Genomic DNA, 15409 nt, shown 5'->3' with positions numbered 1-15409 from the left:
AGGGGAGCTTGTGTACTAAAGCAAGCCCAATAAGTTGGTTGGCAGTTTTTCTTTTAGGTTTGCCCACTTTTTCTTTGGCGTAGGAACGGTGATTCTTGTCAATGGTTTGAAAATAAAATATTGAAAGTCATTTTCTTCATAGAAGACATTATAGGGCACTGCTTTTTCCAAGTAAAAATCATTTAAGGTCAGGCTTTCGACCAGTCCGGCGATGTTTACGGATGGCTCGACAAACTGAAGGCTTTCCGGGTCATTGTGAGCTTTCCACTCAGAAAACCGCGGGGTGGGAAGGTTAATGAATATGGTGGTATCCTCATGAGAGTGCCTTCTGACCGCCTCAAATAACTTGAGGTGTTTGTCCGTGGATACTTGCTGAAGAATATCAGTCAATACAAAAAAATCGTACGTCTCGCCCCGGTTTTCAAACGCCTTCATTTCTGCTTTTATGAAAGTCAGGTTTTTCTGCTTTTTCCAAAGTTCAGATGCCCTTTGGACGGTGTCTTCATTGATATCAACACCAAGGACTTTTCCGTTTTTTACTTTATTTGCCAAAATATGGCTCAGCTCACCCAGTCCACAGCCGCCTTCGACGATCTTGTGGTTGGATTTTAATCCTTCTACCATCAATTTCTCCAGAATACTTCCATTCAGTTCACTGATTTCCTTTTTTCTGGAATCAGTAGAAAATTGATCATAAAAACTGATGTATTTATCCTTTTCTTCCATAGTCAGCAAATTTGGTAAACGGTAAGATTAGCCCAATAATCAGAAGTAATATAATAAAATATTGGCATGATACCGAAATAAATGAACCACGATAATAGCTGGTTGGTTCAAATTTAAATACCACTTCTGACGGACCTTCCGGTACTAATAGTCCTCTCAATAGGTAATCAGTACGTATTATCTCTGTTTTTTCACCATTGATGGTGGCTGTCCATCCTTCAGGATAATAGATTTCAGAAAATACCACTAGTCCCGCCTTGGATGCATTGACGGTGTACTCCAGCTTGTTGGGTTGGTGGTTTTTGATAGAAACCGTTCCTGCACCAGCTTCCACCTCGAATTCATTGGTATTGACCGTGGCTTGGGATTTGGTGTTGATTTGGGGGATTTTACTTATTTCCTCATCATTGCTACCTACTGCTACGATTTCTTGGGGAAACCATGCTGGGCCATTGGCTTCGGGGTTTTGGAAAACTGCCTTTTCGCTATTGCCGGCCAGAATGTATTTGGTGTTGAGCATGTTGAGTGCAGGGAGGTTGGCATAGTCAAAATTTCCTTCTTGGGCTTTTTTTACAAAGCCGGAAATTTCTGTTTGTAGTACCCTGTCGATCAAGTCCTGATAACGCCTCATTTTGGCACCATGGTATCCTCCGATACTCTGGAAGCGATAACTGGTCCTTGCTTCTTTGAAGGTGTTTTGGAGATTGAGTACCCTGAAATAACCATCATCCTGCATGACTTTTTTATCCGCAGGAGTAGGAGCAAAGTAACTTTCACTTGGACTTTTCTTCAGGGAATCATCATTCAAGTAGCGTTTGTTGATCGTCCATACATCAGCTACCACCAGTACCGCAATTCCCATTGTGGCATAAAGGTATTTTACCTTGCCTTTGATAGCAAAGAATATCAGCAAGGCACTAGGGAGGATAAAAGCCAGGCTTCTGAGGGCGTCTTTTCGGAGCATGCTTTTTCGGTCTTCTCGCAATGCATCGGTCAGCCAACCGGGGAAGCTGGCGTCTGCCGCGCCTTTGAATCCAAAAGCCCCTGCCAATAAGATCAGCAATACCACAAAACCACCTACAATGCCAATGGAAAGCAATAGCGCTTTGGTTTTCTTTTGTTTATTTTGGTCTGCGTATAAATGTTCCAAGCCGATACATCCCAGGACCGGTACCGCAAATAAGGTGATCCCCAATGCCATCGATACGGCACGGAATTTATTGTAACCGGGAAGGATGTCGAACAGCGTAAAATTGAACCAAGCTAAGTTTTTGCCCCAAGCAAGCATGAGGGATATGATGGTGACCGCGACAAAAATATTCCTAAATCGCTTTGGTGCATAGATAATGCCGATCACAAATAGGAATACCATAATAATACTGCCATATATGGGGCCACCTGTAAAGGGTTGATCTCCCCAGTAAGTAGGGGCTCCTTGAAGAAAATTGGTGAGCTGAGCGCCCGAGACACCGTTTTGCTGAAGGGCTTCAGCGGCATTGGAATCGCTTGGAAGACCCTCCTGACTGGCGCCTCCTGAAAAGTTTGGAATGAGCAAGGTAAAGGATTCGAGTTTGCCCTGTGACCAACTAAAGGCATATTCCTTGCTTAATCCTGCTTCATTGTCTCCTGCGGATTCCAGAAGCTTTTCACCACGTATGGAGTATTTTCCGTATTCCAGCACAGATATTAGACGGTTGGCATTGGCGCCCACCGCAATAAGCCCCCCTACGATGAGGATTCCAGCTATTTTGCCAAATTCAGGTAACCTTTTTTCTTTGATATAATACGTTAATTGGCCAATGGCATAGATCAGTACAACGATCAGGGTGTAGTAGGTGATCTGGAGGTGGTTAAAGCGAATCTGCAGCATCAAGGCCACTGCCGTAACGGCAAACCCCAAGAGTCTTTTGCCGTTAAAGGCCATGTTTATCCCTGCCAAGATCAACGGAACGAGGCAAATGGCCCATATTTTGGCATTGTGACCGGCTTCCAGACTGAGCATATGGAAGGTATTAAAAGCAAATGCCCAAGCACCCATGACCGAAATCTCCGACCTTACCCGAAACGTCAGTAGTAGAATGTACATGCTGACCATGCCAAAGAATAGTCCATTGATGGGATGGGGCAGTCCTAAGGTGATCGCGCTGATCACTGTCCTGCTGATGTCTCCAGGGTACTCGGTGTTTACCAGATAGGCAGGCATGCCACCGAACATGCTGTTGGTCCATAAAGCCTCTTCACCGGTTTCCTCGCGGAAATCAATCATTTCCTTGGCTGATCCTTCCCATTGAAGGATGTCGTTCTGGAAGATCATTTTTCCATCAAAAACGATCGGGGAAAAATATAATACGATCAAAACGTAAAATGAAACGATCCCTAGAAGATGTGGCAGGACTTGCTGCTTAAAGTTGACTTGCATGCTGGCTAGTTTGGTTAGCATTAATATCAAAACGATGTGCAAATTAAAAATTAATGGTGATTTCTAATAGTTAAAATGAGTGAGATGTTGGCTGGAGATCAGGGACCGCGTTGATCTGATTTGTACGGATAATTTTTTTGTGGTGCGAAGTGGTTGGTGGCATGCGCCCCATTTTATCGTTTGGTTTTTATGAAGTGGCAGCACTATTTCTAAAGTTTTCACTCCACTTATGTAAAAAATTTATGAATTAAACATATTGATTGAAAATAATTTTAATAATTATCGATTGGTATGCGTAATTATTATAAATTTGAATTACTGACGTAGTTGAATGTGTGGACGTTAGGATTGGCGTCTTATTTGGGTTTTGGCGAAGATGAAGGTAGTTGAAGTACTTCGTCAAAGCTCAGAGGTAACGTCCGAAATTTAACTTATGGGTTTATTGTTAATTGACTAAAGCTATGGGACAGTGTTTCATAGCTTTTTTAAATTTTATACCTTCGATTTTTACAAAAGTATTACCTTACCAATATGAAAATTATCGAATGTCCACGGGATGCCATGCAAGGGCGAGAAGTGTTTATTGATACGGCCATCAAGGCAGCCTATATCAACCAGCTGTTGGAAGTAGGATTTGACACGGTGGATTTTGGGAGTTTTGTAAGTCCTAAGGCCGTGCCGCAGATGCGCGACACCGCTGAAGTACTCGACCTGTTGGATTTGTTCCATTCGAAGTCCAAACTGCTGGCTATCGTGGCCAATGTCCGTGGTGCGCAGGATGCCTTGCAATTCGAAGAGATCGATTACTTGGGCTTCCCCTTGTCCATATCAGAGACTTTTCAGCAGCGAAATACCAACAAGAGCATAACCGAGGCACTTGAGTTCGTCGAAAACCTTCAAAATCTGTGTGAGGTGAAGGGGAGGACATTGGTGACCTATTTAAGCATGGGGTTTGGAAATCCATATGAGGAGCCCTTTTCTGCTGATATTGTTGCCCAATTTGTCGGTAAACTCGATGAACGCGGCGTTAAGGTCATCGCTTTGTCCGATACCATTGGAGTGGCTGAGCCTACCATGATTGAAAGAATTTTCACGACCAATATCGAAGCCTTTCCGCATATAGAGTTTGGTGCCCACTTTCACAGCCGACCTGAAGGCATAGCCGAGAAAGTAGAAGCGAGTCTCAGGGGAGGTTGCAAAAGGTTTGATGGAGCGATCAAAGGATTTGGTGGATGTCCGATGGCCAATGATGAGCTGGTAGGCAATGTGGCCACGGAAACATTGATAGATGTGTTGGAGAAAAACCACGGAGACCTTGGGCTGAACAAGGAGGAGTTGGGAGAGGCTATGAAGCTGGCTAATTTTGTTTTCCAGTAAGGTTTTCCACGAGGAACCGGATTTTTTATAATCTTAGAATTTTCCGATTTTAATCCTGCTTATCAATGTCGTTTAGTTAGTATGTGTCTGGAAATATTGGTTTAATTTTTTTTCTAGCTAAATTCCAAGATAGTTTGTATCCCTTTACCTTTGTTACTTTTTTGCTTCAGTTCAAAAAAGTAACCAAAAAAAACGGCGCTACGCCACGGCGCACAGGTGTGCATCTATTGGCCTAAAATTAAAACCTTCCCTCACGCAGGCAAACTCCTCCTGTCTAAAGCCAGGTAAACCTTCTTTAGCTGCCAACATTCTTTTTGGGCAGCATTTCGTCAAACAAGCCTGCCTTTTTGCCCGCCCGCTTTTTAATTTCTTAACGCCCAATACCTGCAAGGCGGATTCAGTTAATAACCTGAGCTCGACTTAATTTTTGTATTAAAATCGTTGCGAACCCTTTTAAGGAAGATGTGGGTTGGAAAAGGGGGTGGCAATCCTGAAATACTGAGACTGCCACGGCTTCCACCCCTCATATCTCCCTCTAAGCCTCGCAGTGACGATTTTAAAATCGAACTGAGGTTAATAAGTCCCAAAAATGTATCGCTTCCTTATTACGGCCCTTGGTATGCCTGTTTTCCAGCCGATGGTGGAGGCCGTTAAGAAAGGGAGTTGGCTCGCGTCGTGGAACAGCGAGACCCACTCGCTTTTAGGCCGTAGCCATCGGGTGGAAATTAAAATGGGTGACGGATCCCCGTCGCAGGGGAAATCCATGTTCCATTTTAAAAGGAATACCACAGGCCTAGATTTTTTTCTTTCTTTTTTCAGCAATGGAAAAAAGGAAAAGGATAAAATCCACCAGGATGATCAGGTTTCCCCAGCCAAAGTCAATCAAAAAAAAACTTTTAGGTATATGAAAAGAAGGAAATCCCCTTAACTAAACGGCATTGATTCCGATTTTAAACTAGCTGGTATTTTTTGCCAGGAAGTGCTTTTACCACCCCTTGAAATTCCAAGCTGAGCAATAGGGAGGCTACCTGTGCTATAGGGAATTGGCTTTGCCAGCTCAGTTGGTCAATTTGGATGGGGCTTGTTTCTTGAAGGATCAAGAGTATTTGTTGTTCTTCTTCGGAAAACTTTTTGAGGTCCAGGGCTTGCTTGGTTGATGCGGCCGACTCGGGGTCGTTTGTTGTCCATGAAAGTGCTTCTTGGATGTCACGAGGGCCCGTATAGATGCTGGATTTCATCGATCGGATCAGGTTATTACAGCCTTCGCTATAGGTGTTTTGGAGGTTGCCGGGCACTGCAAATACTTCGCGGTTATAGCTGTAGGCAATTTCAGCAGTGATCAATGCGCCACCCTTTTTGGCCGCTTCCACCACGATCAGAGCATCTGATAGCGCAGCGATGATCCGGTTGCGGGCGGGAAAATTGTTTGGGTGCATGGCGGTGCCCACCGGATATTCGGAAACTAATCCGCCATTTTCGGTCATGGTTTCGGCGGTGCTTCTATGGGCGGCGGGGTAGAGGCTATCCAGTGAATTGCCCAGTACCGCAATCGTAGGGAGTTCAAATTCCAGTGCTGTCCTGTGTGCGGTAATGTCGATACCATAAGCCAGGCCACTGATGACTGTTGGCTGGAAAGGAGCCAGTCCTTCTACGATCTTTCGGGTAGTATTTTTTCCATAATCTGAAGCATTCCGCGTGCCCACGATGCCGATGCTTCTTTTGGGATTGAGGTCAATATGACCTTTCGTGAACAACAGGACAGGGGCATCCATGAAAGACTTTAGTCGGTTGGGGTAAGAGTGGTCAAGGTAAGTGTGAACCGTAATCTGGTGTTTTTTACAATCCTCTAATACTTTTTCGGCCTCTTTTAGGTAGCTTTCTTTTTGGTTTCGAATAGCCAGTAGCTTGCTGCCAATTCCGGGGATTTTTGCGGCTTTCCCTTTTGGCATGGTAAAAAAATTAGCTGCTGACCCACAATAACTGATGATATTTTTAAATGCATAGGGTCCCAGTTTGGGAATCAGACTTAATGCTATGGTGTAAAGGAGTGTTTCATGTGTTGTCTTCTGCATGGATATTGTTTCGGATTTCTGACAAAAAATCCCTGATTTCTTTTAGGCGGTTGACCATTCCTGCTTTGTCAGAAACCTCGTATTGGTCTTTTTTTATGATTTCTTGGGCACCTTGGAGCGTATAGCCTTTTTCCTTTACCAAGTGAAAAATCAGGCCGATCTTTTCAATGTCTTCTTTGGTGAACCTCCTATTGCCTTTTTTGTCCTTTTTGGGTTTGATGATGTCAAATTCCCCTTCCCAGTAGCGGATCAGGGATGTGGCTACACCAAATTTATCGGCTACTTCACCAATGGAGTAGTATTTTTTTTCGATTTCTCTTTCCTTGTACGGCACTTTTCAAAAATGTTTTAAAACTCAAAATAACGAATTTTGGATAAAGATGACAATGGAAAGTGTGAATTTAGTAGCAATACTAGTGTAAAGAGAAAAGAAGAAGTAGGATGAGCGAAGCGGAGGCTGATAAACTTGCTCCGCTCAAACCCCATTGGTTATGCTTCCAGTAATTTCTGATAACTCGCTTCGATGGCACTAAAATCAAATTTCGCCAAAGCCGTTTCCATTTTAGTTTTGATTTCGTCAAGGCACAGCTGTCCGATGCTACCTTCATGGCTGTGGTTGACAGAATGGCTGGGCGCAAAATCATCACTTTCGATGTCCAACCCTACTTTTTTATAAGCGTCACGGAAGGGCATTCCCTGCAGTACTAGGTCATTGACCACTTCTACACTGAAGAGGTGTTTGTAGAATTTATCCTCCAGAATGCCTGATTTGATCTCGACATGCTCCAGCATAAACTTGGTGATCTGCAGACAATCCTTAAGCTTCTCAAAATCCGGGAAAGTCGTTTCTTTCAGCAATTGCAGGTCACGGTGGTAGCCTGTGGTGGTATTGGTCATCTGCATCATCAGATTTTGGGGACCACTTTGGATCTGGTTGGATTTGGCACGAATCAGTTCGAATACATCCGGGTTCTTTTTGTGCGGCATAATGCTGGATCCAGTGGTGAGGCTGTCCGGGAACTTGACAAAACCAAAATGCTGGTTCATAAAAATGATGATGTCTGCCGAAAGCCTGTTCAGCGTACCGGCCATCCCCGCCATGGCGAAGGCAATGGCTTTTTCGGTTTTACCCCGGTTGTTTTGGGCGTTGATGACGTTATAGTGCATGTCCTTGAAGCCCAAGAGCTGGGTGGTCATGGTCCTGTTCAATGGAAACGATGAACCGTAGCCTGCTGCAGAACCAAGCGGGTTTCTATCGGCCAGGTTGTAGGCCGCCAGCCAGAGCTCCATGTCTTCTGCCAGTGACTCCGCCATGGCACCAAACCAAAGCCCAAAAGAGGAGGGCATGGCCAACTGGGTATGGGTATAGCCCGGCATGAGGTCACTTTTGTGTTTTTCGGCCAGACTGATCAACAGGTCAAAGAGTGCTCTGGCGTCATCCAACACTTCCTGGATGACCGCACGATAGTACAATTTCAGGTCAACTGCTACTTGGTCGTTTCTGGAGCGGCCACTGTGCAGCTTTTTGCCCACGTCACCATAACGCTCGGTCAGCAAAAACTCCACTTGTGAATGGACATCTTCTACCCCCGGATCAATTTTAAAAGTGCCTTCCTGAATTTCCTGATAGATTTCTTTTAGTCCTTTTCTAAGGGTGGCCAGTTCCTCTTTGGTGAGCAGGTCAATGCTCTCGAGCATGGTCGCATGTGCCAATGAGCCAAGCACATCAAATGGAGCCAGCACAATGTCAAACTCCGGGTCACGCCCAATGGTGAACTGTTCTACTTCCTTGGTGCTCGTGGTATTTTTTTGCCAAAGTTTCATGAGGTAATTATTGTCGGTAATTATATATAGTTTATTCAATTATCGGTAATCAATCGAATACATTCGGCAGCTTGCTACAGAATGATGCCGATTTGGTCATCACATGGCGTTATGCATTTTGCCGATGGATTTATAAAGTTCCCTCAAGTAATCAGAGGTGGCTCCCGAAGGGTACTTGCAGTCCAATGCAGTTTCTATACAATGTTGCGTTTCTAGTTGCTCTACATCAGCGTCTATCAATTTGCTTATAAAGTGCTTTTCATAGTTTCTTTTTTCCCATGCTTCTGCTATTTGGGCTTTTAAGGAGCGGGAAGATCTCCTTACTTGGTCAGTGAGTGAATAGGTTTCTTCATTTGGAAAATATTTGATAACCTTAAAAATCTCCCATGACAATTGTCTGGATGCTTTATAAACTTTAAGATCCTTAAAACGCTCTACATAATCCATGTATGAATTTAAAGAATATATTTTGATTTCATTTTAAGATACACCATTTGAAAATCGATTGCTTTCAGAACACCAGTCACTGACTACTAATTACCGACCACTATTGTGTCCCTTGGTAGCAAGTTGTTTTATTTCAAGTTCGCATATGCATCCAAAATAGCCACATACCGCTCGATTCCTTGGTCTATTTCTTCCAAATGGATGAATTCGTCCGGTGTATGTGAACGGGCAGAATCACCGGGGCCGATTTTGATCGAGGGGTAGGGGATCAATGCTTGGTCTGAAAGTGTAGGGCTGCCATAGCATTTGAGTGATAATTGGTCGATCACTTCCCATATGCGGTGATCTTTTGGCAATGCCGAAGAGTTGAGCCGCATGGATCTTGGCTTTAGGTCTGCCTTGAGGAATTCTTTGAGCTCGTCCAAGGCTTCTTGGAGTGTATAACTGTCCGTTACCCTGACGTCCAAGGTATAGACACATTTATCGGGGACCACATTATGTTGTGATCCGGCTTGGATGATGGTGGCGGTGACCTTACTTTCTCCCAAATAATCTGATATTTTTTTGAATTTATAATCCTTTAGGGCATTGAGGTCGGGAAGTGTTTCGTAAAGGGCATTGATACCTTCGTTTCGGGCAGCATGACCAGCTTTACCCGTGACGGTGGCGTCGATGACCATGAGCCCTTTTTCTGCCACAGCTACATCTAGCAAGGTTGGCTCACCCACGATGGCCAGTTCTATTGTGGGCAATTCCTCCAGTAGGAAGGAAATGCCGTTTTTTCCACTGACTTCTTCTTCAGCAGTGGCTGCCAATATCAGGTTGAAAGGTAATTTACGGTCATAAAAATGGACAAATGCCGCGACAAGACTAACCAGACAACCGCCTGCGTCATTACTTCCAAGCCCATATAGTTTTCCGTCTTCGACAATAGCCTTAAAAGGATCCTTGGTGTAGCCATTATTGGGCTTTACCGTGTCATGGTGAGAATTGAGAAGAATATTGGGCAAATTAGGGTCAAAATGCTTATTGGTGGCCCAAATGTTATTCTGGGAACGTTTTACCTGCACACCTTTTTGGGTCAGGTAATCTGCCAGTAGTTGCGCAGTTTTATCTTCTTCCCTACTTAGTGAAGGGGTTTCGATCAGTTGTTGTAGAAGTTGTCTTGCTTCTGCCTTTAATTGCTGCATGAAAATGGAAGGTATTTTAATAAGCCATGTCAGGCTTCAACAACCTGACACATCTAGCTTTTGTCCTTTGGTTAGCTTTGGATTAATAAAGGTCGTACCTGTGCCGTTCGATATTGGTGCCAGATTTTTTCCCTTTGGAGGCCAAAAGTAAGTTTTCGGCTTTGCCCAGCCACACATTGCTGACGCCTTTTTGCAGGGCACTGAAGGCATTGTCCAGCTTTGGAATCATGCCGCTATGGATGACGCGGTCCCTTTTGAGTTCATCATAAATGTCCTCATTTATTTTGGGCACCAAGGAATCGTCATTGTTTTCATCGATCAGTACACCCGCTTTGTTAAAGCAGAAATAAAGCCTCACGTTATGCTTGATGGCCATAGAAGTGGCGATCTCTGAGGCGATAGTGTCGGCATTGGTATTGAGCAGGTTGCCTTTTCGGTCATGGGTAATGGCAGAAAAGACAGGGACTACATCTTTTTCCAATAATACATCTAATAGTTCGGTGTCGATTTCTTTTACATCTCCCACAAAACCATAGTCAATTACCTTTACGGGACGTTTTACAGAACGGATGAGATTGCCATCAGCACCGGTGAATCCCATGGCATTTTGCTCCAAATATTGCAACTTAGCGACTATTTTCTTGTTGATCATTCCTGCATAGACCATGGTGACTACATCCAAGGTGGCTTCATCGGTTATACGCCTGCCCTCTACCATTTTAGGTTCGATTCCCAGTTGTAGACCAAATTTGGAAGCCATGACCCCTCCGCCATGGACAAGGATTTTTTTACCTTCCAGTCGGGCAAAGAGCATCAGGAATTCCTCCAGTTTTGCAGGGTCGTCTATGACGTTGCCACCGATTTTGACAATGCTTATTTTCATATTTGGTTAAATAGGTTGTTATGGTCGTGGGGTTATTTCAAGAGCTCGCTAATGGCCGCTTGTGCAGCGAAAATCCTGTTTTTGGCTTGGTGCTGGACAAGGCTTCTTTGTCCATCAAGGATTTCATCCGAAAGTTCTACATTTCTCCTTACAGGTAAGCAGTGCATTACTTTGGCGTTTGGTGCTTGCGCAAGTTTTTGTTCATTGAGCATCCATGATTCGTCGGTGCAAAGGATTTTGCCGTAATCGTTAAATGCGCTCCAGTTTTTGACATAGACAAAATCGGCGTCTGCCAAGGCTTTGTCCTGATCATGCTCGATGGTGGCGCCATTGGTAAATCTTTCGTCCAGTTCGTAGCCTTCAGGATGGGTGATGGTCACATCGTGCCCGCATCCGATGGACCACTCCGCAAAGGAATTGGCCACTGCATGGGGGATGGCCTTGATGTGTGGCGCCCAAGTGAGGACTACTTTTGGTTTTTCTTTTTGCTTGAGCTCTTGGATGGTGACCATGTCTGCCAAACTCTGTAATGGATGGCGGATGGCACTTTCCAAGCTGATCAGGGGCAAACCACTGTGCTTTGCAAATTGATGGAGAATGAAGTCCTCACTGTCTTCGTCTTTATTGGTAAGCGAAGGGAATGCTCGCAATGCCAAGATGTCAAAGTAGCTTCCCAATACACCTGCGGCATCTCTGATATGTTCCGCTTTGCCTTGGTTCATGATAACCCCATCTTCCATTTCCAAGGCCCAGCTCTCCTTGTCCATGTTCAGGACGATGGACTCCATGCCTAAGTTAGATGCCGCGATTTGAGTGCTGACGCGTGTCCGCAGGCTGGGATTTAGAAATAATAGTCCAATTCGTTTTCCCCTGCCCAGGTTGTTATCAGAAAGTGGCGCTTTTTTATATTCCAAAGCTTTTTGAATAAGCTGGTCGGCAAGGGATTTGTTTTCAAATTGGGTGTAATACTTCATGGTTTTTATTTATTTTTTAACTCCTATACAAAGATAAGAAAATGAGTACTTTGGCGTTGAAAAAAACTGGAAAGCAAACGCGACGAATTAAGCTTGTTTGACCTTCAGTACTTCTTCTAGTTTCTCCACGAATAAAGTTAAGGCTTTTGGTTCAATATTAAGCGGAGGGAGCAATCGGATGGTGTGTTTGCCTCCGGAGCTTCCTGTGAAGATTTTATGTTCATGGATCAGTGCCGAGCGTACGGGAGCAGCTTCTGTTGCCAGGTCAAAGCCGATCATCAGGCCTTTTCCTCTTACTTCTGTTACGCCTTCTACTTTTTCGAGAGCCGCGATAATGGCTTTTCCGCTTTCTGCTGCTGCGGCGATCAAGTTTTCTTCTTCGATGACTTCCAGCACCGCCAATGCTGCTGCACATGCCAAATGGTTTCCGCCAAAGGTGGTGCCCAGCAGGCCATGTGAAGCCTGGAATTCGGGGCTGATGAGGACTCCGCCGATCGGGAAGCCATTGCCCATGCCTTTGGCCACAGTGATCAGGTCGGGCTTAAGGCCTTCTACCCACTGGTGGGCAAAGAACTTTCCGGTGCGGGCATATCCCGACTGTACCTCGTCTAGGATCAGTTTTGCGCCATATTTCTTGGTCAATTCCGAAAGGCCTAATAAGAAAGCAGGGTCAGGAACTTGGATCCCCCCAACTCCTTGGATGCCTTCCACGATCACCCCGGCGATGGATCCTTCTGCCAATTGCTTTTCTACTGCTTCCAAGTCATTGAAAGGCAATATGTGCACGCTTTCATGGGTATTGAATGGTGCTAGGATTTTGGGGTTATCGGTGAGGGCTACCGCTCCAGAGGTCCTGCCATGAAAGCCTTTGGTAAAAGCAATGAATCCTTTTTTGCCCGTTTCAAAAGAGGCTAGCTTCAGGGCGTTTTCGTTGGCTTCTGCACCCGAATTACAAAGGAATAGATCGTAATCGGGATAGCCGGAAACATCCCCAAGTTTGGTTGCCAGTTCTTTTTGGATCGGAATCTGAACGGAGTTGGAGTAAAAGGCGATATTGTCCAACTGGTCTTTGATTCTTTTCGTATAGTGTGGGTGGCTGTGGCCGATGCTGATTACGGCGTGGCCGCCGTATAGGTCTAAATATTCAGTGTCTTGGTCGTCCCATATTTTGCTTCCTGCTGCTTTTACAGGCGTGACATTGATCAGAGGGTAAACGTCAAATGGTTTCATGGCTTAGGTTGTAATGTTCTTTAGTTGCTCTGTTATCGGTGAATGATCACCATTTGCCCAACGGGCTGCTGGTTGCCGTTGCGTGCATCGGAGATTGCATCAAAAAGCGACGCTTTTAAGCCTTAGTCCTTCTTTCTCATCTAATCCGAAGGAGAGGTTATAATTTTGAACCGCCTGACCAGCTGCCCCTTTTAGGAGATTGTCAATGGCCGAGTAAATTACCAGTTGTCCACCTTCTTTTTTCAGGTGGACAATGCACTTATTGGTGCTGACTACTTGTTTTAGGTCAATGTCTTTTTCCGAAACATGCGTAAAGGCTGCATTTTGATAGAAGTCATGGTAGATTTTATAGGCTTCTTCCAGCGCACCTTCAAAAGGGAAATAGGCCGTCACCCAGATTCCTCTGGAGAAATTTCCCCTGTACGGGACAAACAGCAGGTTTTGATCAAACCCGGCTTTTAACTGCCCAAACGTTTGGTTGATTTCTTTGAGATGTTGGTGTGTGAAGAGCTTATATACCGATACATTTTGGTTTCGCTGACTGAAATGAGTGGTCTCGCTTAGTTTTTTGCCAGCTCCTGTACTTCCGGTTATACCAGTGATGTGAATATCATTTGATGCCAGTCCCGCTGCGATCGCCGGTGCCAATGCTAATTGGATCCCAGTAGCAAAGCATCCTGGGTTGGCGATGCGTTTGGCACCGTTGGTTTTGGAAGCATTTACTTCTGGGAGACCGTAAAGGAAGCCATTGGACTCGTTACGAAAATCGGTACTCAGATCGATAATAACCGTGTTATCATCGAATTTGTTTTCTTCTAGAAAGGATTTGGCTTGTCCATGTGGCAATCCGAGGAAAACTGCATCCAATCCTTCTGTACGCACTTCTTCGGTAAAGACCAAGTCTGAATCACCGATAAGGTCTGGATGTACTTCATCTATTTTTTTGCCTTTCTGGCTGTTACTATGGATATATACAAGCTCACAGTTGGGGTGATGTACCAAGATTCTCAGTAATTCACCACCAGTGTATCCAGCAGCGCCAATGATGGCCGTTTTGATTTTAGTCATTGTCTAAGGTTTGGTTCACTTTGTGAAAAATGGCGGTTTGGTTACCCAGGATTTTGGTGAAGCCTTTGACATCCTCGGCAGTGTAGCCTTTGTTCATTTCTCCATAGCTGCCAAATTTAGCAGACATCAAGTCGTGAGGAGAATCGATCCCGATCAATTGGAATTGGTATGGTTTCAATGCGACTTTTACTTCGCCTGAGACGAATTGCTGTGTGTCGGCCAAGAAGGCTTCCAGGTTTCTCATGACGGGGTCCAGGTAATGTCCTTCATGAAGGTGGTTTCCGTAAAACTCGGACAGCTGATTTTTCCAGAAGGTTTGCCATTTGGTGAGGGTGTGCTTTTCCAGCAACTGGTGTGCTTTGATGATGATCAAAGGGGCAGCAGCTTCGAATCCCACACGGCCTTTGATGCCGATAATGGTGTCTCCCACGTGAATATCACGACCAATGGCATAGGGGTCTGCCAGTTCCTGTACTTTTAGAATAGCATCAACTGGATTGTCGAATTTCTCTCCATTTACGCCTGCCAATTCTCCTGCCTTAAACTGAAGGGTGATGTTGGTCGGCTCTTTCTTGGTCAGTTGGGTAGGGTAAGCCTCTTCAGGGAGTGTGTCTCCAGAAGTAAGCGTTTCCTTGCCCCCTACAGAGGTACCCCAGATGCCTTTGTTGATGGAGTACTTTGCCTTTTCGAAATTCATTTCCACTCCGTGTTTTTTCAGGTACTCGATCTCCGCTTCACGGCTGAGCTTGAGGTCACGGATAGGAGTGATGATTTCTGCTTCTGGCAGGATCGTCTGGAAGATCATGTCAAAACGGACTTGGTCGTTTCCTGCGCCGGTACTACCATGGGCTATTGACTTAGCGCCAATTTTTTTGGCATATTCGGCCAATGCCTTTGCTTGGAGGATTCTTTCGGCACTTACCGAAAGCGGATAAGTCTGGTTTTTTAGCACATTGCCGAAGATCAGGTACTTGATCACTTCGTTATAGTATGTTTGGGTGACGTCCAATACCTCAAAAGAGGCAATGCCCAATTTACCTGCCCTATCTTCGGTGGTTTTTAGCTCTTCTTTAATAAATCCACCGGTATTGACCAAAACGGCATGTACTTCATAGCCTTTTTCTTGGGATAGGTGAATGGCGCAAAAAGTAGTGTCCAAACCACCGCTGTATGCTAAAACAACTTTTTTCATGTGTAGT

Annotated in this window: 14 protein-coding genes; 2 read left to right on the top strand and 12 right to left on the bottom strand. The window is 44.9% G+C overall.

What is annotated here, in order from left to right:
• Positions 1-15: 15 nt before the first annotated feature.
• Together FDP09_RS18590 and FDP09_RS18585 are read right to left on the bottom strand one after the other, a co-directional pair.
• The gene (locus FDP09_RS18590; protein WP_137404094.1) at positions 16-726 is read right to left on the bottom strand and encodes a class I SAM-dependent methyltransferase; all 711 of its coding nucleotides are present in this window, start codon (positions 724-726) and stop codon (positions 16-18) included.
• Positions 710-3145 carry a YfhO family protein gene (locus FDP09_RS18585; protein WP_137404093.1) on the bottom strand — a complete coding sequence of 812 codons (2436 nt, stop codon included), beginning with the start codon at positions 3143-3145 and terminating at the stop codon, positions 710-712. Before FDP09_RS18585 ends, FDP09_RS18590 begins: the two co-directional genes overlap by 17 nt.
• Positions 3146-3676: 531 nt before the next feature.
• On the opposite strand from FDP09_RS18585, the gene FDP09_RS18580 reads away from it, so the two are divergent.
• Together FDP09_RS18580 and FDP09_RS18575 are read left to right on the top strand one after the other, a co-directional pair.
• Positions 3677-4522, top strand: a complete 846-nt coding sequence (locus tag FDP09_RS18580; RefSeq protein ID WP_137404092.1) for a hydroxymethylglutaryl-CoA lyase — start codon at positions 3677-3679, stop codon at positions 4520-4522.
• 589 nt (positions 4523-5111) lie between these two features.
• Positions 5112-5450, top strand: coding sequence for a hypothetical protein (locus FDP09_RS18575; RefSeq protein ID WP_137404091.1), 339 nt, complete (start codon positions 5112-5114; stop codon positions 5448-5450).
• A 22-nt stretch (positions 5451-5472) separates the two neighbouring features.
• On the opposite strand, the gene dprA is transcribed toward FDP09_RS18575, so the two are convergent.
• From dprA to FDP09_RS18525, 10 genes are all read right to left on the bottom strand, one after another.
• Positions 5473-6594, bottom strand: a complete 1122-nt coding sequence (gene dprA, locus FDP09_RS18570; protein WP_137404090.1) for a DNA-processing protein DprA — start codon at positions 6592-6594, stop codon at positions 5473-5475.
• On the bottom strand, positions 6575-6928 hold the full coding sequence (locus FDP09_RS18565; RefSeq protein WP_041738885.1) for a MerR family transcriptional regulator: 354 nt from the start codon (positions 6926-6928) through the stop codon (positions 6575-6577). Before FDP09_RS18565 ends, dprA begins: the two co-directional genes overlap by 20 nt.
• 155 nt (positions 6929-7083) lie before the next feature.
• Positions 7084-8418: an argininosuccinate lyase gene (gene argH, locus FDP09_RS18560; protein WP_137404089.1), complete on the bottom strand. Its 1335-nt coding sequence runs from the start codon at positions 8416-8418 to the stop codon at positions 7084-7086.
• A gap of 99 nt (positions 8419-8517) precedes the next feature.
• Positions 8518-8865 (bottom strand): four helix bundle protein, encoded by a 348-nt coding sequence (locus FDP09_RS18555; protein ID WP_222840298.1) that lies wholly within the window; start codon positions 8863-8865, stop codon positions 8518-8520.
• 128 nt (positions 8866-8993) lie between these two features.
• Positions 8994-10055 carry a M20 family metallo-hydrolase gene (locus FDP09_RS18550; protein ID WP_137404088.1) on the bottom strand — a complete coding sequence of 354 codons (1062 nt, stop codon included), beginning with the start codon at positions 10053-10055 and terminating at the stop codon, positions 8994-8996.
• Between the two features lie 82 nt (positions 10056-10137).
• A complete protein-coding gene (gene argB / locus FDP09_RS18545; RefSeq protein ID WP_137404087.1) occupies positions 10138-10938 on the bottom strand; it encodes an acetylglutamate kinase in 801 nt (266 codons plus the stop codon).
• Positions 10939-10970: 32 nt separating this feature from the next.
• Positions 10971-11912, bottom strand: coding sequence for an N-acetylornithine carbamoyltransferase (locus tag FDP09_RS18540; protein ID WP_137404086.1), 942 nt, complete (start codon positions 11910-11912; stop codon positions 10971-10973).
• Between the two features lie 87 nt (positions 11913-11999).
• Positions 12000-13142: an aspartate aminotransferase family protein gene (locus FDP09_RS18535; protein WP_137404085.1), complete on the bottom strand. Its 1143-nt coding sequence runs from the start codon at positions 13140-13142 to the stop codon at positions 12000-12002.
• A 99-nt stretch (positions 13143-13241) separates the two neighbouring features.
• Complete coding sequence (gene argC / locus FDP09_RS18530) at positions 13242-14210, bottom strand: N-acetyl-gamma-glutamyl-phosphate reductase (RefSeq protein WP_137404084.1); 969 nt, start codon at positions 14208-14210, stop codon at positions 13242-13244.
• Positions 14203-15402, bottom strand: coding sequence for an argininosuccinate synthase (locus tag FDP09_RS18525; protein ID WP_137404083.1), 1200 nt, complete (start codon positions 15400-15402; stop codon positions 14203-14205). Before FDP09_RS18525 ends, argC begins: the two co-directional genes overlap by 8 nt.
• Positions 15403-15409 lie beyond the last annotated feature (7 nt).

Origin of the sequence: Echinicola rosea (genome assembly GCF_005281475.1) — a bacterium.
Taxonomy (GTDB): domain Bacteria; phylum Bacteroidota; class Bacteroidia; order Cytophagales; family Cyclobacteriaceae; genus Echinicola; species Echinicola rosea.
The sequence above is the reverse complement of the archived record's forward strand: the minus strand, read 5'-3'. Positions and strand labels throughout refer to the sequence as shown.